Genomic DNA, 21,222 nt, shown 5'->3' with positions numbered 1-21,222 from the left:
AACCTTTCGATGATTTCTTGCGAAGTGTTATAATATAGTTGCGGGGAAGCGCAATTCGAACACGTCGTAAAGGCGGATTTAACCGGAACGCTTCAATATTTGCGCTAAACGGGACACATTACGTTCCCGAAAGGACTGCGCAATTCCGCGATGCGGCACGACGATACGATAAGAACGGCCGTTGCGCTGGCGGAGCGGGATTCTCCCGACGCCCGTGCGGCGGCCTTTCGCCAGCTTATCGACCTGTCGCTCCAGCGACGGGATTGCGCTGATGCGCGCCTGCGGCGGCGGGCGCTGCGGGCGTTGTCGCGGCTGAGCCGCGATGTACCCGAATCGCTCAGGAACGCGATGATCGACAAGGCGACGCGCGCCGGCGCGCGCAGCCTGCATCTTCGACTGTTCCGGGACCATGTGTCGCACCACTACGATCGAATGTTGCAAGTCGCCCGCCTCGACGAGCCGGAATGGTGGCGGATGGCAAGGCGCGCGCCGAGGCATCTCCATGCCGGGATGCTTTCCCGTCGCGATTTGCCGGGTCCGGTGCGGGAGTTGCTGTCGGGCGGGGCGGCGTCTGCTTCAGGGGGCGGAGCTGAACGGCTGTTCGTACCGGATGCTGCAATTGCGGCAACGCCCGCAGCCGTGGTCGACAAGGCCCGCTTCGCGCCGGCAATGCCGTCCACGGTGCTTGATGAACCGACCGCTCCGGCGCTCGAGTCGGGGCGCAGCCAGATCAAGGAATTGCTGGACCGGATTTCGGCGTTCCGTTCGCGCGGGCACGAGCCCGAAGAGGATGACGCCCCGGAAGAAGCGGTTCTCGCGCCGCGCGAAACTCAGCCTGTCGAGGAGCTGGAGCGCCGATGGACATGGCGCTGCGACGAGCAAGGTGTTCTTGTTGAAAGCCCCGCGACGCCGCCGCAGCTTGTCGGCCACTGGCTGGTCGAGTTCGATACGCCGGACGGCAGCGGGCAGGTGCGTCGCGCGGCAGAGCGCCGCGTACCGTTCCGCGACGTGATCGTCACCTGTCAGCCGGAGCTTGGGCTTCCCGGCCGCTGGCGCATGTCCGGCCTGCCGCAGTTCGATCGCAAGACCGGGCGCTTCACCGGCTATTGGGGGAGCGCGATCGCGCTTGATCCGCCCGAACGTATCGCCGCGGCGGCATCGCAGGCGGCGGGCCTGTTCGGTACGGGCGCGTCGAGCGAGGCCTTCGCAACGATGGCGCACGAGGTGCGCACGCCGCTCAACGCCATCATCGGCTTCGCGCAGTTGATCGAGGGAGAAATTCTTGGCGAGGCCGGGGCCGAGTATCGGTCGCAGGCCGGCAGCATCCTGAAGCAGGCCGAGAAGCTGCTGAACGCATTCGATGATCTTTCCGATGCCGCGCGCATCGAGCAGGGGCGCTACCGACCGGGACTCGGCACCTTCGATGCGGCGGCGAAGGCGCATGAGGTAATCGCGCGCTACGAAGGTCTCGCCGGCGATCGCGGCGTGGCGCTGGTGCCGTTCGTCGCCGACAATATCCCCGCCGTCGCATCCGATTCGTCGGTTTTCGAGCGCGCGCTGGCGCGGCTGCTCACGGCGGCAGTGGCCTCTGCGGCGACGGACGAATCAGTGCTCGTCATCGTTCAGGCCGAAGGCGGCGCACTGCGCGTTGCAGTGACGCGCCCGCGCGCCACGCTCGGCAAGAGCGAGGACGAACTGTTCGATCCGGCAGGCATCCCGCGCGGCGAGGATGCAGCGCCTATTCTAGGTGTCGGCTTCGGGCTCAAGCTGGTCGGCAGCCTTGCCGCGACTGTCGGCGGGACGTTCCGACTTGCGCCTTACGTCTTCGAGCTTTCGATCCCGCTCGGGCAGCCGCCGCAGCGTCAGGACGAAGACGCAAGCGAGGCCTCGTAATTCGCGTATCCAGCGACTACATCTCCTGTCGACTTTTCGGCAGCAGGGATGCGGTGTGATGGGTGAAACGAAGCAGGTTCGCGTTGCGGTGATCGGTTCGGGTCCGGCTGGGTATACGGCCGGCGTCTATGCGGCGCGCGCCGCGCTCAATCCCGTCATCATCCGCGGCCTGCAGCCGGGTGGACAGCTCACCATCACCACGGACGTCGAAAACTGGCCGGGCGAATCGATGATCTTGGGCCCCGATCTGATGGATAAAATGGCGGCGCAGGCGAAGCACGTCGGCGCGGAGATCGTCGACGACCTCGTCTCCGATGTCGATTTCTCGCAGCGGCCGTTTCGGCTGACGCTCGATTCGGGGAACGTCTATCTGGCCGATACGGTCGTGATCGCGACCGGAGCGCAGGCGCGCTGGCTCGGGCTTGAGAGCGAGGGGCGCTTTCGCGGCTTTGGCGTTTCCGCGTGCGCGACCTGCGACGGCTTCTTTTATCGCGGCAAGACCGTCGCGGTCGTCGGCGGCGGCAATACGGCAGTGGAGGAAGCGCTGTTCCTCACCAACTTCGCGCAAAAGGTCTATCTCATTCACCGCCGTGACGAACTTCGTGCGGACAAGACGAACCAGGCACGCCTGCTCGCCAATCCCAAGGTTGAAGCGGTGTGGAACGTGGAGGTTGCCGAGGTGACCGGCGCCAGCGATCCGCTGGGCGTTACCGGGCTCAAGCTGCGCGGTACGAACGGCGCGGCGGATCGCACGCTCGATGTCGACGGCCTGTTCATCGCGATCGGCCATGATCCGGCGACGTCCCTGTTCAAAGGCAAGCTGAACATGGACGGGGAGGGCTATATCCTCACCGCGCCCGACAGCACCGCGACTTCCGTGCCCGGCGTGTTCGCGGCGGGCGATGTGAAGGACAAGGTGTTCCGCCAGGCTGTGACGGCCGCCGGCATGGGTTGCATGGCGGCGCTCGAGGCTGAGCGTTTCCTCGCGCACCACGAAGCCGGACTCGCGGAAGCGGCCGAGTAACGTGCTCGACTGGGAAAAGCTCAGGCTTTTTCACACCGTATCGGAAGCGGGCAGCTTTACCGAGGCTTCGCGCCGGCTTGGCATGAGTCAGCCGGCGTTGTCGCGCCAGATCGCCTCGCTCGAGGAGGGGCTCGGCGCCAAGCTCTTCCACCGTCATGCGCGCGGGCTCGCGATGACGCACGAGGGCGAGCAGCTTGCCGCAACGACAGCCGAGATGTTCGAGCGTGTCGAGCGGACGCGGCAGGCGATCGAACTGTCGAAAGACCGCCCGACCGGCGAGATCAGGCTGACGACCACCATGTCGTTCGGCTCAACCTGGCTGCCGACCATGCTTCCCGAATTTCTGGAGCGTTATCCCGACATCCAGATCAACATGGTGCTGGCGGACGAAGATCTCGACCTTCAAAAGCGCGAGGCGGACGTCGCTATCCGCTTTCACCCCTCCACGCAGAACGATCTCGTCCAGCGGCAGCTCGCTGCGATCCGCTATCGCCTGTGCGGATCGCCTGAATATTTCGCGCGCTACGGCGTGCCGCAAACCATCGCGGATCTCGATCATCACCGCATCATCGCTTTCGGCGAAACCGCGCCTTCCACGATTCGCGGCGTAAACTGGATTCAGGATGTCGGCCATCAGGGGCCGCCCCGCCGTCCGGCGCTCGTCGTCAACAGTGTCTTCGGTATTCTGCAAGCAGTGGAAGCCGGTGTGGGCATCGCAGCATTGCCGAGCTATCTGATCCGTGCATCCGGGCGTGTGAAGGTGATCTTGCCGGACGTGCAGGGCCCCGTGTTCCGCACGTACTTCGTCTATGTCCCTGAACTTAGAAATGCCATACGAATCAAGATTTTGAGGGATTTTCTCATCGAGAAAATGACTCCCGCGACGCTCGATATCGACGAGAGTTATGCGTTGGGTGCATAGCTGCATTGTGATTTGCGGCAGTGCACAATAGGGCCGACTTTCCGTACATCGGTTTCAACGCAGCAACACACCGCTGCAACGGAAATCGAAGGCCCGCTCCCCTCCCTCCCCGCGGGCCTCGGTAGACGGGTCCCCGGCTTCACCTCCCTCCCTCCCAAGAAGCCGGGGACCTAACCCGTTCCGAAACCTCCCTTTTTTGCAGCTTTACTTGCCGGAAACGTCCGAACGCTTATTGTCGCGACATGCTGGCCCCATCGGACAATCAGTACATCTCATTCGGCCCGGAATTCGGCCAACGCGTGCTCGTTTTCGTCGACACCGAAGAGGAGTTCGACTGGACGCAGCCGAAGAGTCGTGATTCGACATCGGTGAAATCGGTGAAATCGCTGCGCAAAGTGCACAGCCTGATGCGCGGCTTCGATATCAAGCCAGCGTACATGGTCGATTACCCGGTGGCGACGACTCCAGAGAGCGTCGAAGTGTTGCGGGCGCTTTCCGAAAATGATGGCGCCACCATCGGCACGCAGCTGCATCCGTGGGTGAACCCGCCGTTCCTCGAACGCGTCGGCGGCCCGAACAGCTTTCCCGGCAACCTGCCGCGCGAGGTGGAGCGCGCCAAGATCAAGGCGTTGACCGAGGCCATCGACGAGAATTTCGGCGCGGCACCGATCGTCTACAGGGCAGGGCGCTATGGCGTCGGGCCGAACACGGAGGCGCTGCTCGATGAACTCGGTTACCGGATGGATGTGTCGGTCCGGCCGTATTTCGACTACAGCGACGAAGGCGGCCCCAGTTTCCGCAACATCCGCCCGCAGCTCTATTGGACAGGGCCGGAACGGCGCCTCCTCGAACTGCCGCTGACCTCAACCTTCACGGGCGGCCTGCGCGTGATCGGCGAGCGCGCGTTCGAACTGGCCACGCGCGTGCCACGCCTCAACGGCCTCCTCTCGCGCACCTCGCTGCTCGGCCGCGTGGCGCTGACGCCCGAAGGCATTCCGCTCGACGAAGCGATCCAGGCGATCGAACTGCTCGTCGAGGCCGGAACGCAGATCTTCTCCATTTCCTTCCACTCCCCGTCCGTCGAGCCCGGCCACACGCCCTACGTCCGCGATGCGCGCGACCTCGCCGATTTCTACGCCTGGTGGGACGGCGTGCTGACGACCCTGACGCGCGCCGGCGTGAAGCCGGCGAGCGTCGAAGAGGTCGTCGCGGCGGCCCATGCCCAGCGCGACGGCAAGCCCGCCACTCTTGCGGAGCACGCCGCGAGCGTCTAAGCGCTGCGGTCGTCCGGCGCGGGGGAAAAGGCGGGGCGACGGGCCTGTAGCTCAATGGTTAGAGCTGGCCGCTCATAACGGCTAGGTTGGGGGTTCGAGTCCCTCCGGGCCCACCACGCATCGCCTCATCAGACGCCCATGACGATTGAACGGGCCACTGTTTTGCGTAAGTATGACAGTATGAGAATGGCGACTCCGCAATGATCTTCCGCCGCCCGCGCGTCGAGTCGCTCGATCCCGATGAATATCGCGCATGGTCCGCCGAGTTCGGCGGGCAGGAGCCTCCCCAGCCGTCCGAAGCGCCGAAGCCGCGTTCCCGCTGGCTGCGCTGGCTGCCCAAAATCGCTGCGGGACTGCTTCTCGTGTTCTTCGGAATCGTCGCGTGGCTGGCGATCACAGCGCCGCTCGGCAAGGCGCTGGAACCGCTGGAAACGCCCGCGCTTGTACTCACCGCCGCCGACGGCACGCCGATCGCGCGGCGGGGCAGCTTCAAGGCGAAGCCGGTCGATGTGACCAAGCTGCCCGATCATGTTGGCGAGGCATTCGTCGCGATCGAGGACCGGCGTTTCTACGACCATATCGGTATCGATATTCGCGGCATCCTGCGCGCAGCGCAGGCGAACGCGGCTGCGGGCCGCGTGGTGCAGGGCGGCTCCACAATCACGCAGCAACTCGCCAAGACGAGCTTCCTCAGCCTGGATCGCAGCATGGCGCGCAAGGCTCAGGAGGTGATCATCGCCTTCTGGTTGGAAGCCTGGCTGACCAAGGACGAGATCCTGTCTCGCTATCTCTCCAGCGTCTATTTCGGCGACGGCGCTTATGGGCTGCGCGCGGCGTCGGAGCAGTATTTCAGCAAGGAGCCCGAGCAGCTGACGCTTGGCGAGGCGGCGATGCTGGCAGGCCTGGTTAAGGCGCCGTCGCGGCTCGCGCCGACCAACAACTACGAAGCTGCGCGCGAACGCGGCAAGATCGTGATCGCCGCGATGAAGGAACAGGGCCTGATCACCGACGCCGAATGGCGCGGTGCCCGGCGCGCGGCGCTGCGTCCGGGCCGGAAGGGTCTGCCGACCGGAAGCTATTTTGCCGATTGGGCCTGGGGCGAGGCCGCGAACAGCGCGCCAGACACGTTCGGCGAGGTAAAGGTCGCAACCACGCTCGACAGCCGCCTCCAGAAGCTCGCCGAGCGCGTGGTGAAGCGCAACCTTGATCGCGCGGGCTGGCACAATGTCGGGGAGGCAGCGCTCGTCGCCATGCACCCGGATGGCCGCGTCGTCGCCATGGTGGGCGGCCGGGACTACCAGAAGAGCGAATTCAACCGGGCGGTGCAGGCAAAACGGCAGCCTGGCTCGGCGTTCAAGCTGTTCGTCTACCTCGCGGCGCTGCGCAGCGGCATGAACGTCGACAGCGAGATCGAGGACGAGCCTGTCACCATCGGAGACTGGAGCCCAAAGAACAACGACGGCAAGTACCGCGGCCCAATCACGCTGAAGCGCGCTTTTGCGCTGTCGTCCAACGTCGCGGCGGCGCGTCTGGCGAACGAGGTGGGGGCAGGGGCTGTTCGCAAGGCAGCGCGCGATCTCGGCATCAAGGATGAGATCAGCGACGACCTCACCATCGCGCTCGGCACCTCGACGATGTCGCTGCTCGATCTGACCTCGGCGTACGCATCGGTAGCGGGCGGCGCGCCGCCGGTCGTGCCCTACGCGGTTTCGGCTCCGCCGCGGGATGAAGGTGTGATGTCACGCCTGCGCGCGCTTGGCGGGGACAGCCTCCCCGAGCGCGCTGCGCTGCGCGAGATGATGCGCGCGACGATCGATTACGGGACGGGCACGCGCGCCAAGCTCCCGGTCGCGGCCTTCGGCAAGACCGGCACGACACAGGATTCGCGCGATGCCATCTTCGTGGGTTTCGCGGGCGATCTCGTCGTCGGCGTCTGGGTCGGCAACGACGATAATTCGCCGATGAAGGGCGTACTCGGTTCTACGATGCCCGCGGTGATGTGGCACGAGTTCATGATGGAGGCGCTGCCGGAAGTCCGCCAGATTTCTGAGCGCCAGACTGAGGAGCGCCGCGCGCGCGAAGAGGCGGACGCCGCCGCGCAGGTCGATCTCTCGGTCCTGCTCGGGCCGGATGCGGAGGCGGTGCTGCGCGGCGAACCGATTGATGTCGCACGGGCGGGCGCGCTGCTCGGCCAACTCGGCAATGTCATCGCCAACACGCCGGAAGACGCAGAGGGCATCCGTGCCGCGGCGCGTGCGCTTTCGGATCGGATCAACAAGGCGGTCGATGAGCGTGCGCCGGAAGAACCGCCCCCCGGACCCTAGTTCCAGCGGTCGCGCGCGGCGGCGTCTTCGTTCTTTGCCTCGACCCAGCGGCTTTCGCCGCCGGTTTCCTCTTTCTTCCAGAACGGCGCGCCCGTCTTCAGATAGTCCATGATGAACGCGCAGGCGGCAAAGGCGTCGCCTCGGTGCGCGGCTGTGATGGCGACAAGCACAATCGGATCGCCAGGAAGCAGCCGGCCGTGCCGATGAATGAGCGTGCCGCCGAGGATCGACCAGCGCTCTGCGGCCTCGGCGGCGATCGCTTCCAGCGCTTTCCCGGTCATCGCCGGATAATGCTCCAGCGTCATCGCTTCCACCTCGCCGCCGCGCACGAGGCCGACGAAGCTGGCAACCGCGCCAATGTCGGTCCGCCCCTCCGAAAGCACGCGGGTTTCCTCGCCCAGATCGAACGCTTCGGCCTGGACGCGTACGGTGATCATCCGCCGGTCACGGGCGGGAAGATGGCAAGCTCCGCGCCCTCGCGAAGTGCCGCGTCAGCATCGACGAAATCCTGATCGAGCGCGAAGCGCAGGCGATACGGCTCGGCGAATGCGGATGCATAGCCGTCCCCGAGCGCGGACAGCGCCACAAGCGCCTCGCCCACCGTGCGTGCAGCAAGGTCGCGCGTCTCACCGTCAAGGCCGATGCGTTCGCGCACCCATGCGAAATAGAGCAGATTGAGCTTCACCGCTTCAGGCCATGTGCTTGAGGCCGACCCGGAGATAGTCGTACCCTGTGACGAGCGTGAGGAGCGCGGCAGCCCACAGCGAGACGACGCCCACTTGGTACGCCGGCAGCCACGTGAACCTGATCTCTGCGGCACCCGCCAGGATGAGCGCGCCGAGCGATATCATCTGAAACGCGGTCTTCCACTTGGCGAGCTGGCTGACAGGCACGGAGACCTGAATTCCAGCCAGATATTCGCGAAGACCCGACACCGTGATCTCGCGGATGAGGATGATGATCGCGGCAATCACGGTCCAGCCCCGAACGATGTTATTCTCCACGAGCATGATGATTGCGCCCGCGACCATGATCTTGTCCGCGATAGGATCGAGAAATACGCCGAGCTTTGAAACCGTTCCCTGCGCGCGGGCGAGATAACCGTCGAGATAATCCGTCGCACCAGCGATACAGAAAACCACGAACGCAATGAGATAGCCCAACCAGCTCGCATTCCACATCAGGGCGACGAGAAGCGGCACCGCAAGGATGCGCGAGAGCGTGAGCAGATTGGGGAGGCTGGACAACATGGGCGGACGTTAGGCTATCGTATGCGCCTGCTCAACATGGCTTTGGGGAACGAAGTGGACGTCAGTGAAGCGATTGCAACCCGCCGCTCGGTGCGTGGCTTCCTCGATCGGCCCGTTGACCCGGCGCTGCTGCGCGAGATTATCGAGAAGGCGGCGCGTGCGCCTTCGGGCGGCAACCTGCAGCCGTGGCACATCTATGTCGTCGGCGGCGACGAACTGACGCGGCTGAAACAGATCATGTCGGCGCGCATCGTTGAAGCGCCGCGCGGCGAGGAGATGGAATACGACATCTACCCGAAGGGCCTTGCCGAGCCGTATGCCTCGCGCCGCTTTCAGGTCGGTGAGGAGATGTACGGCCACATCGGGATTCCGCGTGAGGATCGGGAAGCGCGTCGCCGTTGGTTCGCACGCAATTTCATGTCCTTCGGCGCGCCCGTTGCGCTGTTCTGCTATGTCAGCCGCACGATGGGGCCGCCGCAATGGTCGGACCTCGGCATGTATCTCGAAAACGTGATGCTGCTGCTGCGCGAAGCCGGGCTTGATTCCTGCCCCCAGGAGTGTTGGGCGATGTATCCGAAGACGATCGGCACGTTCCTTGATGCGCCCGCGGCGTGGATGCTGTTCACCGGCATGGCGATCGGCTGGAAGGATCCCGATGATCCCGCCAACAAGCTCCACGCCAAGCGCGTGCCGCTCGCCGAATTCGCCGAGTTTCGCGGCATATGAAGCGCTTAATCGTTTTTGCCGTGCTGCTGCTCGTCGCGGCGTGCGCGACGCGGCCCGTGACCTACAATCGCGGCTGGGGACTTTTCAACGCCGATGCTGCGGAAGGCAACGCCGTGAAGCTGGTGTACGGTGCCCCGAACAGCGACGACATAGATTTGTTCGCAGTGTGCGACCGGGACGCGAAAGTCTTTGAACTGGCCTTCTTCACAGCCGATTCGAGCGGATCGGTTGCGGAGGGGACGCGCACTCAGCTGCTTGTCGGCCCGCCGGGCAAGATCACGCCACTGATGGCGTCCGTTCAGCGCCATCCCTCGGGTGAAATGATGGTCGTCGCGCGCGTGAGTTTGCCGCCGACCTTCGTGCGCGATTGGGCAGGAAAACGCGTGACGCTCGCGGGGCAGGGAACAGCGATGACGCTGCTTGCCCGCCCCGACAAGGCGATGATCGATGATTTCCTGACGCGGTGTGGAGCCTAACGGACGAGGTCGATCACCACCGAGACGATCGCCCCAACCAGCGCCGCAAGGCTGGGGAGGCCGGAAATCAGGAAGCCGGCCCCGCGCTTTTCCGGATCCTTGATGTAGCCGATCACGTAGGCGATTCGCCCCACGACCCAGGCCGCCGCATAAATGCCGCCCCAGAGATCGCCAAACAGTGTCGCCACAATCCAGACGAGCGGCAGGAACAGCACAAGCTGCTCCATCGTGTTCTGGTGGGCGCGAAAGGCGCGCTCGAATTCGGGCGGACCGGTCACGGAGGGCGCCTTCACGCCGAACTTGCCGCGCGCCTGACCAACCGGGATCGACGCCCATACGTAAACGGCAAGCGCGGCGAGCGTGCCGAGCAGCGTCAGCGGAAACGTCATCATTGGTTTTCCCCTGCTTGAAGGCGATCAGGCGGGTTTGCCCGTCACCACGATCTTGCGTGCCTGTTCGGCAAATTTCTTGGCCGAGTCCTCGTCGTCGTCGCGGATTCGCGCGCGCATGTCCTCGGGCACGGTGATGCCCTTCTGCACGCCCGGTCGCGCCATGATCGCCTCCAGCCAGCGCTGGAGGTTCGGCAAGCCATCGATGGAAATGCCGGACCACTTGTGCGTGCGCACCCAGCACCAGTTCGCCATGTCGGCGATCGAATAGTCGCCCGCGAGATATTCGGTGCGCGAAAGCTGGCGCTCCAGCACCTCGAACAGGCGGCGGCCCTCGTTCTGATAACGGTCGATCGCCGGCTGAATCTTTTCGGGGAAGTAGCGGTAGAAGACGTTCGCCTGGCCCATCATCGGGCCGATGCCGCCCATCTGGAACATCAGCCACTGCTCGACACGGCTCTGCGACTTCGCGTCCGTCCCATAGAATTTTCCGGAAAGGCGGGCGAGATAGAGCATGATCGCCCCCGATTCGAAGATCGGGAAATCGTCGTGGACAAGCGCGGGGATGCGGCCGTTCGGGTTGATCTCCAGGAACCAGTCCTGCTTCTGCACCCCGCCTGTAAGGTCGATCTTCTCGAATTCGTAGTCGAAGCCCATTTCCTCTAGCGCGACCGAAGCCTTGTAACCGTTCGGCGTTGCTGCGGTGTAGAGCTTCATCATGCGGAATGCCTCCCCCCAAGACCCATTCGAGTCGCACTCACGTTAGTCTTTATCCGCGCGGATGGAAGTGGTCGTAGATCGCTTCGGCCATCGCCTTCGAAATGCCGGGTGTCGCCATCAGCGATTCGAGCGCGGCGGAGCGCACGGCCTTTGCCGTGCCGAAGTGCATCAACAGCGCGCGCTTCCGGGTCGGGCCGATGCCGGGCACGTCGTCCAGCGGATTGGCGGCGATGGCCTTGCTGCGCTTGGCGCGGTGCGCGCCGATGGCGAAGCGGTGCGCCTCGTCGCGCAGGCGCTGGAGGTAGAACAGCACCGGCGAATTGAGAGGGAGGGTGAGTTCGCGGCCGTCCATCAGGTGGAAGACCTCGCGTCCGGCATTCCTGTCCGGCCCCTTGGCGACACCGACGAGCGTCACGTCGTCGATGCCCTGTTCGGCAAGGATATCCATCGCGGCGGACAGTTGCCCCTTGCCGCCGTCGATGAGGACGAGGTCGGGCCAGTCCGATCCCTTGCGGTCTGGGTCTTCCTTGCCGAGCCGCGCGAAGCGGCGACCGAGCACATGGCGCATCATGCCGAAGTCGTCGCCGGGCGTGATCGATGCGTCCTTGATGTTGAACTTACGGTAGCTGTTTTTCAGGAAGCCCTCCGGCCCCGCCACGATCATGCCGCCGCCTGCGCTGGTGCCCTGAATGTGGCTGTTGTCGTAAACCTCGATGCGGCGCGGCGGCTCGGGCAGCTCAAAAATGTCGGCAAGCTCGGCGAGCAGCTTCGTTTGCGTCGCGCCCTCGGCGAGGTTGCGGTCGAGCGCCTCGACGGCGTTGCGCGCCGCCTGATCGACAAGGCGCTTCAGTGCGCCGCGCTGCGGCTGACGGATCGCGACCTTGCGTGTGCTGCGGCTGGAAAGTGCCTCGGCGATCAACTCGTGCTCGACGGGCAGGCGGTCGACGAGGATTTCGGGCGGCAGCGGCATGTCCTCGTAGAACTGCACGATGAAGCTCGCCAGCACCTCCTCGGGCGCGCTTCCCGCCGTGTTTTTCGGGAAGAACGCGCGGTGGCCCCAGTTCTGCCCGCCACGGATGAAGAATGCCTGGATCGAGAACTGCCCGGCCTTTTCCGCGAGTGCGATGACGTCAACGTCCTTCACGCCTTCAGCGGTTCCGGTCTGGCCCTGAATGTAGGTGAGCGCGCGCAGGCGGTCGCGGTAGACGGCTGCGAGTTCGTAGTCCTGCTTCTCGGCCGCGATCTGCATCGCCTCACCGAGCTTGCGCTGCACGGCCTGACTCTTGCCCGCCAGGAAGTCCTTCGCATCCCCGACGAGCTCCGCGTACCCCGCCGCGTCGATCCGGTCGACGCACGGGGCTGAGCAGCGGCGAATTTGATAAAGTAGACAGGGACGCGCGCGATTCGCCATGAAGCTGTCCGAACAGCTTCGCAGCAGGAACACCTTTTGAAGCGCGTTCAGCGTGCGGTTGACCGCGCCTGCGCTCGCGAACGGGCCGAAGTAGATGCCTTTGCCTTTGCGCGCGCCGCGATGCTTCGAAATGCGCGGGTAGGCGTGGTCCTCGTTCAGGAAGATGAAGGGGAAACTCTTGTCATCCCGCAGCAGCACATTGAACGCGGGCCGGAAGCGCTTGATGAGTTGCGCTTCAAGGAGAAGCGCCTCGGCCTCGCTCGCGGTGGTGACGATCGTCATCGCCCGCGTCAGCGACACCATGCGCTGCAGCCGCTTCGGTAGCCGCGCGACCTGCGTGTAGTTCGTCACCCGGTTCTTCAGGCTGCGCGCCTTGCCCACGTAGAGCACGTCTCCGCCGGCATCGAGCATCCGGTACACCCCGGGCCGCGTCGGAAGCGTCTTCAGCACGTTACGGATCGCCGACACGCCCGCGTCGAGATCGGGCGCATCGCGACCGCGCACGGCGAAGGTCGCCTGCTCTTCGGAAAACCGATCAATCTGCGGGGGTTCAGCCATTGCCTTCAGATGTAGGCGAGGGAGGCGGCCCCCTCAACTGTCACGGAAATGACTTGTCCCCGGTGCCTGTGGATAAGTCTCTGGAGATGTCGCGCTCATCGGCGCTGGCACTGATCTGCTCGGACTGCCGAAAAAAAGGGCAGCGGCTTGCCCGTTGGTACGCTGGCGGGTAAGCGCTCGCCGATGACACCGGAGTTCGGCATTCCTGCAAGCGCACTCGTCACCGGCGGTGCGAAACGCATCGGCGGCGCGTTGTCGCGCGCGCTCGCAGCGGAGGGCTGGCACGTCCACATCCACTGCAACGAATCGGTGGCCGCGGCAGAGGCGCTCGTTGCAGAGATCGGGTCGTCCGGTGGCAGTGCGTCGCTCGTGCGTGCGGACCTTGCCGACGCGGAGGCGTGCCGCACGCTGTTCGATCGGTTGGAGCCTGGAAAACCGCCGGTTTCCTTGCTGATCAACAATGCCTCGCTCTTCCGCTACGACACGCAGGCGGATTTCAGCACCGCGCAGTGGGATGAGCAGATCGACGTGAACCTGCGCGCGCCCGCGCTGCTCACGCAGCAGTTCGCAGCGCAGTGCGGGGAACGCAATGGCCTCGTCATCAATCTGCTCGATGCGAAGGTCGCTGCGCCGAATCCCGATTTCTACAGCTACTCGGTGAGCAAGCTCGGTCTTGCCGGGCTCACCGAGCTGCAAGCGAGGGCGCTTGCGCCCAATATCCGCGTGAACGGTATCGCGCCTTCGGTAACGCTGGTCAGCGGCCCGCAGACGCGGGAAAATTTCGATCGCGCGCATGTGTATAACCCGCTGCGGCGCGGGGTGCTGGTGGAGCATGTTGTCATGACAATGCAATATTTGATCGCCCTTCCGACGATCACCGGACAGGTAATCGTGCTTGATTCGGGGCAGCGCATGCTCGGTATGCCGCGCGACGTCGCGTTCATGGTGGGAGAGGGCGCATGAGCCCCGCACCGCGCGGCCTCGTTCCCGAAGCGCTTGCGCCGAAGGCGCGGCGGATTCGGCTGCACGGTTATGAGCTTCTCGTGGATATCGGTTTCCACAGCTTCGAGGTGGGGGCGCCGCAGCGGCTACGCGTCGACGTCGATCTCTGGGTGGACGAAGCCTCGTTTCCCACGGACGATCAGGTCAAAAGCGCCTGGAACTACGATTTTCTGCGCGAAACCGTGAAGACGCTGGCGGCATCGCGCCGCTTCAACCTGCAGGAAACCTTCTGCCGCGCGGTTTACGATATCGTCGCGGCCCGCAAGGGCGTGTTGGGGCTGCGCGTCGCGACCGCCAAGCCCGACATCTATCCTGACTGCGATTTCGTTGGCGTCGAACTGTCGTCGCTGCCGATGGCCTACTCCGAATAGGCCCGGTCGCACGGGCCGAGCGAATCGAGTACGAAACGATAATCCGCCTTTGCGGCGGCGGCGGTTTCCGAATCGAGCGTCGATGTGCTGCCGACGGGCAAGCTGCGCGGCAGGCCGCACGCGAGCTGATACCAGAGCAGGCTGCCGTCTTTCACCCCCGCGGCCGCATCGTCGATGATATCGCCGGTCGCGACACTGAACATCTTGGGCTGGCCGGGGCGCGTCAGCACCACGAGTGACATCGGGTCGCCCGCCTTCGTCTGGATGAAGATCTGGCTTTCGGATTCGCCTGGAAGGCTGCCGGGCACATGGAAGGCCTGTCCAAGCCCGGAAATCTCCATGTCGCGAATATCCGGAGAGGCGACGGCCTCGGCCGCGACGGCGCGCACATAGGCGTCGCGCTCGGCTGTCCAGTCCACCTGCGCCCAGGGGCGGACGAGCTGGTACTGCGCTTCGCGGTTCCCCGGCGCAAGGAACAGCAGAACCGGGAGTCCCTTGAGTTTCGGCGTTTTTCCACGTGCGTCAGCGCCGATGTCGACGAGATACTCGATATTTTTCGAAACGAATCCAGGCGCGATCATCACGTTGCTGACCTCCGCGGTGATCAGGAAACGGCGAAAGCCGGGTGCGAGCCCGGGGGATAGCTTTTCGCTGAGCCTTGAGGCCTTCGTCACTGTCGCGCGGACAATAATCGGTGCCTCGGTAGTCAATGCCACGAGGTCCGCACGTCCCGGGTTTGCTGAAGCGCCGGTAAGCGGAATCAGTGCCCCACAGAGAAGAAACGCAAAAAAAGCCCACAGGCGCATCAGGCCGTCCCTTTTGTTATGAAATCGAACAAAATCCATATTTGCTGGCAGCTTAACGCATTTGAGCCATGTTTGACATGACCGTGGCATGAATTGGGCAAGCGGCCAATGCCGCCACAACCCTGCCACAAAGCAGTTGCGGGTGCAGGGCGCCCAAGCTAGTAGGTCGCTCAGGGACGGAATGAGCCGGTTTTCAACCGCTTCATGAGCGTTGCAAAAAGGGATAAGATTGCGGTCTAAGCCGCAACTGGTTTCTGATCGATTCCTGAGGGATCGATGGTTAAGGGTCAGCTAAGAGGGAGTAACCCGCGTCCATGGCATATGCAGATCAAGGCGTAAGCTCGAAGCGCATGGTCTCCTTGGCGCTCGTTGCGCTACTCCACGCCTTTCTCGGCTACGCATTCATAAGCGGCCTTGCGCTGCGTGTTGTTAAGGTCGTGACGGGTCCGATGGAGACGTTCGAGGTCGAGGAGCCAACGGTCGATGAAGAGCCGCCGCCTCCGCCGCCGGAACTCGAAGAGATTCCGCCGTATGTTCCACCGCCCGAAGTGATCGTTGAGACGGCCGCACCGCCGCCTCCCGCGATCACTATCCAGACGGAGGCTCCGCGACCAGAACCGGTCCGCGTTGCGCCGCCGGCGCCGCCGGCACCGCCGCCTGCCGGTCCAACCAAGCGTGCTGAGCCGCGTGGTCGCCTTGGCGCCACCATCACTGCTGACGACTATCCGCAAGCCTCCATCCGCGCAGAGGAAGAGGGTTCGGTGGTCGCGCGCTACACCATCGATGTCGATGGTAAGGTCGTGAAGGGCAGCTGTTCGATTCAGACGTCGAGCGGCTTCAACCGTCTCGACACGCAGACCTGCAGCCTGATCGAGCGTCGCTTCCGGTTCAATCCGGCGCAGCAGAACGGCCAGCCGGTTCAGGAAACGCGCAGCCAGGCGTTCCGCTGGCAGATTCCGAAATAAGCAGGATGTCGCCGTGGGCCGGGCAAGACCGGTCTGCGGCTTTTCTGTTTCAAACCAACATTCTCTATTCAGTCTAGGGGACTACACATGAAGAATTTTGTTTCGCGCGCCGGCCTTGCGGCAAGTGTTGCGCTCGGCACGCTGATGGTTTCGGTTCCGGCGTTCGCGGCGGAAGAGATCGCGACCGAAAACCCGTACGGCCTCCGTGCTGCGCTTGAGCAGGGCGGCCCGATCGCTCAGGGTACGTTCGGCATTCTCGTGCTGATGTCGCTGACGTCGTGGTACGTCATCTTCACGAAGTGGTGGGATCAGCGGAAGCTGCTCATCGAAGCCAAGGAACTCGACAAGAAGTTCTGGTCGGCGCCGAGCCTGAAGGACGGCGCAGCCAAGCTCGACAAGAACTCGGCGTTCCGCCAGATCGTTGACGACGGCCTGCGCGCTGCCGATCATCATGAAGGCCGCCTGACGGACAGCATCGACAAGAACGAGTGGGTGACGATGTCGATGGCGCGCTCGACGCACGCGATCAACGCTCGCCTGCAGAGCGGCCTGGCCTGGCTCGCGTCGGTGGGTTCGACCTCGCCGTTCGTCGGTCTGTTCGGTACCGTCGTCGGTATTTACCGCGCGCTCATCAACATCGGCGTTGCCGGTCAGGCTTCGATCGACAAGGTCGCGGGTCCGGTCGGTGAAGCGCTCATCATGACCGCGCTCGGTCTCGCCGTGGCCGTTCCGGCCGTGCTCGGCTACAACTGGCTCATCCGTCGCAACAAGGACGTTCAGGACCGTCTGAACAACTTCTCGGCCGACGTGCATGGCTACATGATGTCCGGTGCGCGCGTGGCCCGCACGGGTGTGACGCCGACGGCGGCTCCGAAGGCCTGATCGTACGAAGGGGGTGTCGGTGGCTCGGCTGCCGCACCCCCTCCCGAAGTGTTTGATATCAGGAAGGATCGCTAGACATGGCGATGCAAGTAGGACCCTCGGACGACGATGACGCGCCGATGGCGGACATCAACACGACGCCCCTCGTGGACGTCATGCTGGTCATGCTCATCATCTTCCTCATCACCGTTCCCGTGGTCATCCAGACCGTGCCGCTCGAACTTCCCAAAGTGAGCAGCATGCCGACGACGACGAAGCCGGAGAACGTCCTGATCGCGGTCGATAATTCGGGGGACATCTTCTGGGGTGTCCAGCGTCTCGACAGCAAGCAGGAGCTCTTCGACAAGGCCGTTGCGCACCTGAAGAAGGAAATCGAGCGTCAGGAAGCCGCAGGCACACCGATCGAACTGCCTGAAGTCCATATCCGCGGCGACGCGGGCACGGAATTCAGCAACATCGGCGGCGTCATCTACACGATGCAGCGTGCCGGTTTCGTGAAGGTGGGCTTCATTTCGGAACCGCCCGCCGGTTCTGTCAGCCGCTAAGGAAACCAAAACTATGGCAATGAACGTAGGAGGCGGAGCCGAAGGCGGCGAAATGGTGGACATCAACACCACGCCGCTGATCGACGTGATGCTGGTGCTCCTCATCATGTTCATCATCACGATTCCGATCCAGACGCACGCGGTGAAGCTCGACCTTCCGTCGAACCAGAATCAGCCGCAGAACTCTCAGGTCGATCCGGTGATCAACCGCGTGAGCATCGACTTCCTGAACACGATCTACTGGAACGATCAGGAAGTGGACCTTGCCACGCTGCGCTCGTACTTCAACGACGCGGCCCGCATGGAGCCTCAGCCCGAAATCCATCTGAAGCCTGACGCTCTGTCGCGCTACGACGTTGTGAACAACGTCATGGCACAGGCCCAGATGTCCGGCGTCACGAAGATCGGTTTCGTCGGCAACGAGGCCTACGCCAACTAAGGCGAAGTCCTCGATCCAAAAGAAGAGGGGCGGACTTTCGGGTCCGCCCCTTTTTTGTTCGTTCGACGGAAGCGACGGGTGGATCAGTCGTGCTTGGCGATGAAGTCCTCGACGACGGGGGCGATCTTCTCGCGCCAGCGGCGGCCGTTGAAAATGCCGTAGTGGCCGACTTCCATCGCGAGCAGGTATTTCTTCTTCGCGGCGGGAAGCGCGCTCGCGAGCGTTAGGGCAGCCTTGGTCTGGCCCACGCCGGAGATGTCGTCGCGCTCGCCTTCCACCGCCAGCAGGGCGACATCCGTGATGGCGCCGGGGTCGATCCGCGTGCCGCGGTGCATGAACTCGCCCTTCGGAAGCAGATGGCGCTGAAAGACGCTGTCCACGGTTTGCAGGTAGAATTCGGCGGTCATGTCGCAGACTGCGCGGTACTCGTCGTAGAACGCCTTCGTCGAATCGGCGCTTTCGCCATCGCCTTCGACGAGATGCCTGAACATCTCCCAGTGGCTCATCATGTGGTTGCCGAGATTCATCGACATGAAGCCGGCAAGCTGCAGGAAGCCGGGATAAACGCGGCGTCCGGCACCAGGGTAGATCGGCGGCACCGTCGCGATGGCGTTGTGTTCGAACCAGCTGTGCTGGCGCCCGGTCGCAAGCGTGTTGACCTCGGTCGGGGCCTCACGCGTGTCGATGGGGCCGCCCATCATGGTGAGCGATCGCGGCCGCGCCTTGTGCTTCTTGGCGGACATCAGTGCCGCCGCCGCATAGGCGGGCACGGAGGGTTGGCAAACGGCGATTACGTGCGCGCCGGGGCCGATGTGTTCGAGGAATGCGACGATATAATCGATATAGTCGTCAAGATCGAACTGACCCTCGTCAAGGGAGACGAGCTTCGCGTCGCGCCAGTCGGTGATGTAGACATCATGGCCGGGGATCATGCGCTCCACCGTACCGCGCAGCAGAGTGGCGTAGTGGCCGGACATCGGCGCGACGATCAGCAGCTTCGGGCCTGCGGGAACGCCGCCCTGCTTCACGAAATGCTTGAGCTGCCCGAACGGCAGGCGGAAGCTGATCTCTTCCTGCACCGCGACATCGGCATCGCCGATTTTCACGCTGCGGATGCCGAATTCCGGCTTGCCGCGCGGCGCGGATGCGTGGGCGAACACGTCGAGCGCCGAGGCGATCACCGGGCTCATGCCGATGTATGCCAAGGGATTTGACGGGTGTGCCAGCCAGTTGGCGCCCATGCTGGCGAAGGCGCTGGCCCCGGCCATCATGGAACGATGCAGCTCGTAGCTATGATAAATCATTCACAATACCCCGCTCGCAACGCCGAAATTTGCATCGAATGCCGGTCGTTTCCTGATCAGCTTAACCCGTGCAAATCGCGAGTCCATCGATTATTGCATTGCACAATGAGCGGCCCGTTAACGACGGCGCCGCAAGCTGTTCGCAAATGCTGCAAAGGAGAACGCGATGACTGCCAGAACACTCGAAGGCCGCGTGGCCCTTGTTACCGGCTCCACGAGCGGAATCGGGCTCTCCGTGGCGCGCGGCATGGCCGCGGCAGGCGCGAACATCGGCATCAACGGATTCGGCGACGCCGACGCGATCGAGCGTGAACGTGCCGCGATCGAAGCGGACTTCGGCGTGCGCTGCGCCTTCCTGCCTGCCGACCTTTCCAAGGGCGCGGAAGCCACGAAGCTCGTCTCCGACTGCGCGGCGGCGCTCGGCGGGGTCGATATCCTCGTCAACAACGCCGGCATCCAGTACGTGGCGCCCGTGGACGAGTTTCCCCCGGCGAAGTGGGAAGCGATCATCGCGATCAACCTTTCGGCGGCTTTCTACACGACGCAGGCCGCGCTCCCGGCGATGAAGGCGAAGAACTGGGGCCGCATCATCAACATCGCGTCGGCGCACGGCCTCGTCGCATCGCCGTTCAAGGCGGCTTATGTGTCCGCGAAGCACGGCATCGTCGGCCTCACCAAGACGGCGGCGCTCGAACTTGCTGAAACCGGCATCACCGTGAACGCCATCTGCCCGGGCTACGTGCGCACGCCGCTCGTCGCGGGGCAGATCGCTGACCAGGCGAAAGTACACAATATGTCGGAGGAGGAGGTCGTACGGAACGTGATCCTCGCCTCGCAGCCCAACAAGCGCTTCATCGAACCCGAGGAGATCGCCGACTTCGCCGTGTTCCTCGCAGGCGAGACCGGGCGTTCGTTTACCGGCGACATCCTATCGATCGACGGTGGTTGGACGGCGCGGTGAGCTTTCCGACAGACGCTGTGGCTCTCATCACCGGAGCCGCTTCCGGCATCGGCAAGGCGACGGTCGAGCACCTCTACGCCGAAGGCGTCCGGCGTTTCGCGCTGGTGGACGTCAACAGCACGATGCCGACGTTCGATGATGCCGACGTTCTGCACCTCTGCGGCAGTGTCGCCGACCCATCCACCTGGGATGAGGCGGAGCGTGCGATCACGGAGTGTTTCGGCCGCCTCGACCTCGCCGTCGTCAACGCCGGCATCTCCGGCGCCGGGCCGATCGCCGATCTGGCGTTCGAAGACTGGCGCCGCATACTCTCGGTAAACCTCGACGGAGCCTTTCTGACGCTGCGCGCCGCAATGCGCCTGATACCGGGGGAAGGGGCGATCGTGATCGTCTCCTCGATCGCCGGGATCAAGGCCGAGATCGGTGTCGCCGCTTACGGCGCATCCAAGGCCGCCGCCGCGCATCTCGCGAAGGTCGCGGCGAAGGAAGGCGCAGCGCGCCGCCTCCGCGTGAACGCCATCCTTCCGGGCGGCGTCGATACGCCGATCTGGACCGGAATGTCCTTCGAAGCGCTGCAAGCCATGGCCGAGGCATCTACACCGCTCGGGCGGTTTGCCACGGCCGATGAAATCGCTCGGCAGATCGCCTTCCTCCTTTCGGATCGCGCAGCAACGATCACGGGCGCGCTGCTGGCGAGCGACGGCGGGTATTCGCTGTAAGACCGGCGCAATGCGCTCTCCAGCCCCCATTGACAGGAGCACCCGGCGTTCCCATTAAACGGGAGCGGCCCGGGCCCCTCTGGCGAGACACGTCTCGTGATGTCGGACCGCATCGGATGATCCGATGTTCATGGCCCGGTGCAATGTCATCTCCTGGAACACGCGGATCCTCCGGCGACCAAAACGGTCCACAAGAGGAGATTGCGAATGCCGTATCCAGGCCTGATCTTTGAGCGTTTCGTTTCCCTGATTTCCGAACGA

The 21,222-nt window shown here is 64.0% G+C and carries 23 protein-coding genes and 1 tRNA gene; 16 read left to right on the top strand and 8 right to left on the bottom strand.

The features are described 5' to 3' along the window. Positions 1–150: 150 nt before the first annotated feature. From DFR51_RS08615 to DFR51_RS08590, 6 genes are all read left to right on the top strand, one after another. Positions 151–1,893: a sensor histidine kinase gene (locus tag DFR51_RS08615; RefSeq protein WP_121049286.1), complete on the top strand. Its 1,743-nt coding sequence runs from the start codon at positions 151–153 to the stop codon at positions 1,891–1,893. A gap of 58 nt (positions 1,894–1,951) precedes the next feature. After that, a complete protein-coding gene (gene trxB, locus DFR51_RS08610) occupies positions 1,952–2,917 on the top strand; it encodes a thioredoxin-disulfide reductase (protein ID WP_121049283.1) in 966 nt (321 codons plus the stop codon). 1 nt (position 2,918) lies between these two features. Then, the gene (locus tag DFR51_RS08605) at positions 2,919–3,839 is read left to right on the top strand and encodes a LysR family transcriptional regulator (RefSeq protein ID WP_121049280.1); all 921 of its coding nucleotides are present in this window, start codon (positions 2,919–2,921) and stop codon (positions 3,837–3,839) included. Between the two features lie 242 nt (positions 3,840–4,081). Beyond that, positions 4,082–5,113: a polysaccharide deacetylase family protein gene (locus tag DFR51_RS08600; protein ID WP_121049277.1), complete on the top strand. Its 1,032-nt coding sequence runs from the start codon at positions 4,082–4,084 to the stop codon at positions 5,111–5,113. A 40-nt stretch (positions 5,114–5,153) separates the two neighbouring features. Further along, positions 5,154–5,229: transfer RNA gene (locus DFR51_RS08595), tRNA-Ile, on the top strand. Between the two features lie 84 nt (positions 5,230–5,313). After that, on the top strand, positions 5,314–7,437 hold the full coding sequence (locus tag DFR51_RS08590; RefSeq protein ID WP_121049274.1) for a transglycosylase domain-containing protein: 2,124 nt from the start codon (positions 5,314–5,316) through the stop codon (positions 7,435–7,437). Here DFR51_RS08590 and DFR51_RS08585 read toward each other — a convergent pair. The 3 genes from DFR51_RS08585 to pgsA are packed head-to-tail and all read right to left on the bottom strand — an operon-like array spanning position 7,434 to position 8,684. Beyond that, positions 7,434–7,874 carry a molybdenum cofactor biosynthesis protein MoaE gene (locus DFR51_RS08585; RefSeq protein WP_121049271.1) on the bottom strand — a complete coding sequence of 147 codons (441 nt, stop codon included), beginning with the start codon at positions 7,872–7,874 and terminating at the stop codon, positions 7,434–7,436. The two genes, DFR51_RS08590 and DFR51_RS08585, sit on opposite strands and share 4 nt — an antisense overlap. After that, positions 7,871–8,122, bottom strand: coding sequence for a MoaD/ThiS family protein (locus DFR51_RS08580; protein ID WP_121049268.1), 252 nt, complete (start codon positions 8,120–8,122; stop codon positions 7,871–7,873). The genes DFR51_RS08585 and DFR51_RS08580 overlap by 4 nt, the downstream gene beginning before the upstream one ends. A 4-nt stretch (positions 8,123–8,126) precedes the next feature. Further along, on the bottom strand, positions 8,127–8,684 hold the full coding sequence (gene pgsA / locus DFR51_RS08575) for a CDP-diacylglycerol--glycerol-3-phosphate 3-phosphatidyltransferase (RefSeq protein ID WP_121050017.1): 558 nt from the start codon (positions 8,682–8,684) through the stop codon (positions 8,127–8,129). Between the two features lie 24 nt (positions 8,685–8,708). On the opposite strand from pgsA, the gene DFR51_RS08570 reads away from it, so the two are divergent. Both DFR51_RS08570 and DFR51_RS08565 read left to right on the top strand, forming a co-directional pair. Continuing rightward, positions 8,709–9,413, top strand: coding sequence for a nitroreductase (locus DFR51_RS08570; protein WP_338068300.1), 705 nt, complete (start codon positions 8,709–8,711; stop codon positions 9,411–9,413). After that, entirely contained in the window at positions 9,410–9,889 is a 480-nt protein-coding gene (locus DFR51_RS08565) for a hypothetical protein (protein WP_121049265.1), read from the top strand. Before DFR51_RS08570 ends, DFR51_RS08565 begins: the two co-directional genes overlap by 4 nt. On the opposite strand, the gene DFR51_RS08560 is transcribed toward DFR51_RS08565, so the two are convergent. The 3 genes from DFR51_RS08560 to uvrC are packed head-to-tail and all read right to left on the bottom strand — an operon-like array spanning position 9,886 to position 12,967. Continuing rightward, positions 9,886–10,281, bottom strand: coding sequence for an MAPEG family protein (locus tag DFR51_RS08560; protein WP_121049262.1), 396 nt, complete (start codon positions 10,279–10,281; stop codon positions 9,886–9,888). The two genes, DFR51_RS08565 and DFR51_RS08560, sit on opposite strands and share 4 nt — an antisense overlap. A gap of 24 nt (positions 10,282–10,305) precedes the next feature. Then, the gene (locus DFR51_RS08555; RefSeq protein ID WP_121049259.1) at positions 10,306–10,998 is read right to left on the bottom strand and encodes a glutathione S-transferase family protein; all 693 of its coding nucleotides are present in this window, start codon (positions 10,996–10,998) and stop codon (positions 10,306–10,308) included. Positions 10,999–11,047: 49 nt separating this feature from the next. Then, positions 11,048–12,967 (bottom strand): excinuclease ABC subunit UvrC, encoded by a 1,920-nt coding sequence (uvrC, locus tag DFR51_RS08550; protein WP_121049256.1) that lies wholly within the window; start codon positions 12,965–12,967, stop codon positions 11,048–11,050. Between the two features lie 147 nt (positions 12,968–13,114). On the opposite strand from uvrC, the gene DFR51_RS08545 reads away from it, so the two are divergent. Further along, positions 13,115–13,930: an SDR family NAD(P)-dependent oxidoreductase gene (locus DFR51_RS08545; protein WP_243445423.1), complete on the top strand. Its 816-nt coding sequence runs from the start codon at positions 13,115–13,117 to the stop codon at positions 13,928–13,930. Then, positions 13,927–14,340, top strand: a complete 414-nt coding sequence (locus tag DFR51_RS08540) for a dihydroneopterin aldolase (RefSeq protein WP_121049249.1) — start codon at positions 13,927–13,929, stop codon at positions 14,338–14,340. Before DFR51_RS08545 ends, DFR51_RS08540 begins: the two co-directional genes overlap by 4 nt. Here DFR51_RS08540 and DFR51_RS08535 read toward each other — a convergent pair. Then, positions 14,328–15,014 (bottom strand): hypothetical protein, encoded by a 687-nt coding sequence (locus tag DFR51_RS08535; RefSeq protein WP_121049246.1) that lies wholly within the window; start codon positions 15,012–15,014, stop codon positions 14,328–14,330. The two genes, DFR51_RS08540 and DFR51_RS08535, sit on opposite strands and share 13 nt — an antisense overlap. 446 nt (positions 15,015–15,460) lie before the next feature. Here DFR51_RS08535 and DFR51_RS08530 point away from each other — a divergent pair, with 446 nt between their 5' ends. From DFR51_RS08530 to DFR51_RS08515, 4 genes are all read left to right on the top strand, one after another. Then, entirely contained in the window at positions 15,461–16,111 is a 651-nt protein-coding gene (locus tag DFR51_RS08530; protein WP_121049243.1) for an energy transducer TonB, read from the top strand. A gap of 87 nt (positions 16,112–16,198) precedes the next feature. Then, entirely contained in the window at positions 16,199–16,993 is a 795-nt protein-coding gene (locus DFR51_RS08525; RefSeq protein WP_420853120.1) for a MotA/TolQ/ExbB proton channel family protein, read from the top strand. Positions 16,994–17,070: 77 nt separating this feature from the next. Continuing rightward, complete coding sequence (locus tag DFR51_RS08520; protein WP_121049240.1) at positions 17,071–17,538, top strand: ExbD/TolR family protein; 468 nt, start codon at positions 17,071–17,073, stop codon at positions 17,536–17,538. A gap of 19 nt (positions 17,539–17,557) precedes the next feature. Further along, positions 17,558–17,977, top strand: a complete 420-nt coding sequence (locus DFR51_RS08515) for an ExbD/TolR family protein (RefSeq protein ID WP_121049238.1) — start codon at positions 17,558–17,560, stop codon at positions 17,975–17,977. Positions 17,978–18,060: 83 nt separating this feature from the next. On the opposite strand, the gene DFR51_RS08510 is transcribed toward DFR51_RS08515, so the two are convergent. After that, on the bottom strand, positions 18,061–19,281 hold the full coding sequence (locus tag DFR51_RS08510; protein ID WP_121049235.1) for a polyhydroxyalkanoate depolymerase: 1,221 nt from the start codon (positions 19,279–19,281) through the stop codon (positions 18,061–18,063). Positions 19,282–19,447: 166 nt separating this feature from the next. On the opposite strand from DFR51_RS08510, the gene DFR51_RS08505 reads away from it, so the two are divergent. Beyond that, positions 19,448–20,242, top strand: coding sequence for a 3-hydroxybutyrate dehydrogenase (locus DFR51_RS08505; protein ID WP_121049232.1), 795 nt, complete (start codon positions 19,448–19,450; stop codon positions 20,240–20,242). Then, positions 20,239–20,961 carry an SDR family NAD(P)-dependent oxidoreductase gene (locus DFR51_RS08500; RefSeq protein WP_197723626.1) on the top strand — a complete coding sequence of 241 codons (723 nt, stop codon included), beginning with the start codon at positions 20,239–20,241 and terminating at the stop codon, positions 20,959–20,961. Before DFR51_RS08505 ends, DFR51_RS08500 begins: the two co-directional genes overlap by 4 nt. The last annotated feature ends 261 nt before the right edge of the window (positions 20,962–21,222 follow it).

The organism is Sphingosinicella microcystinivorans, assembly GCF_003634215.1.
GTDB classification, from domain to species: Bacteria; Pseudomonadota; Alphaproteobacteria; order Sphingomonadales; family Sphingomonadaceae; genus Sphingosinicella; species Sphingosinicella microcystinivorans.
The sequence above is the reverse complement of the archived record's forward strand: the minus strand, read 5'-3'. Positions and strand labels throughout refer to the sequence as shown.

What these genes read in the sequence shown, in the direction of transcription:
- DFR51_RS08615 (WP_121049286.1), top strand. Translation starts at nt 151, where the DNA reads ATGCGGCACGACGATACGATAAGAACGGCCGTTGCGCTGGCGGAGCGG.
- trxB (WP_121049283.1), top strand. Translation starts at nt 1,952, where the DNA reads ATGGGTGAAACGAAGCAGGTTCGCGTTGCGGTGATCGGTTCGGGTCCG.
- DFR51_RS08600 (WP_121049277.1), top strand. Translation starts at nt 4,082, where the DNA reads ATGCTGGCCCCATCGGACAATCAGTACATCTCATTCGGCCCGGAATTC.
- DFR51_RS08590 (WP_121049274.1), top strand. Translation starts at nt 5,314, where the DNA reads ATGATCTTCCGCCGCCCGCGCGTCGAGTCGCTCGATCCCGATGAATAT.
- DFR51_RS08585 (WP_121049271.1), bottom strand. Translation starts at nt 7,874, where the DNA reads ATGATCACCGTACGCGTCCAGGCCGAAGCGTTCGATCTGGGCGAGGAA.
- DFR51_RS08570 (WP_338068300.1), top strand. Translation starts at nt 8,709, where the DNA reads ATGCGCCTGCTCAACATGGCTTTGGGGAACGAAGTGGACGTCAGTGAA.
- DFR51_RS08565 (WP_121049265.1), top strand. Translation starts at nt 9,410, where the DNA reads ATGAAGCGCTTAATCGTTTTTGCCGTGCTGCTGCTCGTCGCGGCGTGC.
- DFR51_RS08560 (WP_121049262.1), bottom strand. Translation starts at nt 10,281, where the DNA reads ATGATGACGTTTCCGCTGACGCTGCTCGGCACGCTCGCCGCGCTTGCC.
- DFR51_RS08555 (WP_121049259.1), bottom strand. Translation starts at nt 10,998, where the DNA reads ATGATGAAGCTCTACACCGCAGCAACGCCGAACGGTTACAAGGCTTCG.
- uvrC (WP_121049256.1), bottom strand. Translation starts at nt 12,967, where the DNA reads ATGGCTGAACCCCCGCAGATTGATCGGTTTTCCGAAGAGCAGGCGACC.
- DFR51_RS08540 (WP_121049249.1), top strand. Translation starts at nt 13,927, where the DNA reads ATGAGCCCCGCACCGCGCGGCCTCGTTCCCGAAGCGCTTGCGCCGAAG.
- DFR51_RS08530 (WP_121049243.1), top strand. Translation starts at nt 15,461, where the DNA reads ATGGCATATGCAGATCAAGGCGTAAGCTCGAAGCGCATGGTCTCCTTG.
- DFR51_RS08525 (WP_420853120.1), top strand. Translation starts at nt 16,199, where the DNA reads ATGAAGAATTTTGTTTCGCGCGCCGGCCTTGCGGCAAGTGTTGCGCTC.
- DFR51_RS08520 (WP_121049240.1), top strand. Translation starts at nt 17,071, where the DNA reads ATGGCGATGCAAGTAGGACCCTCGGACGACGATGACGCGCCGATGGCG.
- DFR51_RS08515 (WP_121049238.1), top strand. Translation starts at nt 17,558, where the DNA reads ATGAACGTAGGAGGCGGAGCCGAAGGCGGCGAAATGGTGGACATCAAC.
- DFR51_RS08510 (WP_121049235.1), bottom strand. Translation starts at nt 19,281, where the DNA reads ATGATTTATCATAGCTACGAGCTGCATCGTTCCATGATGGCCGGGGCC.
- DFR51_RS08505 (WP_121049232.1), top strand. Translation starts at nt 19,448, where the DNA reads ATGACTGCCAGAACACTCGAAGGCCGCGTGGCCCTTGTTACCGGCTCC.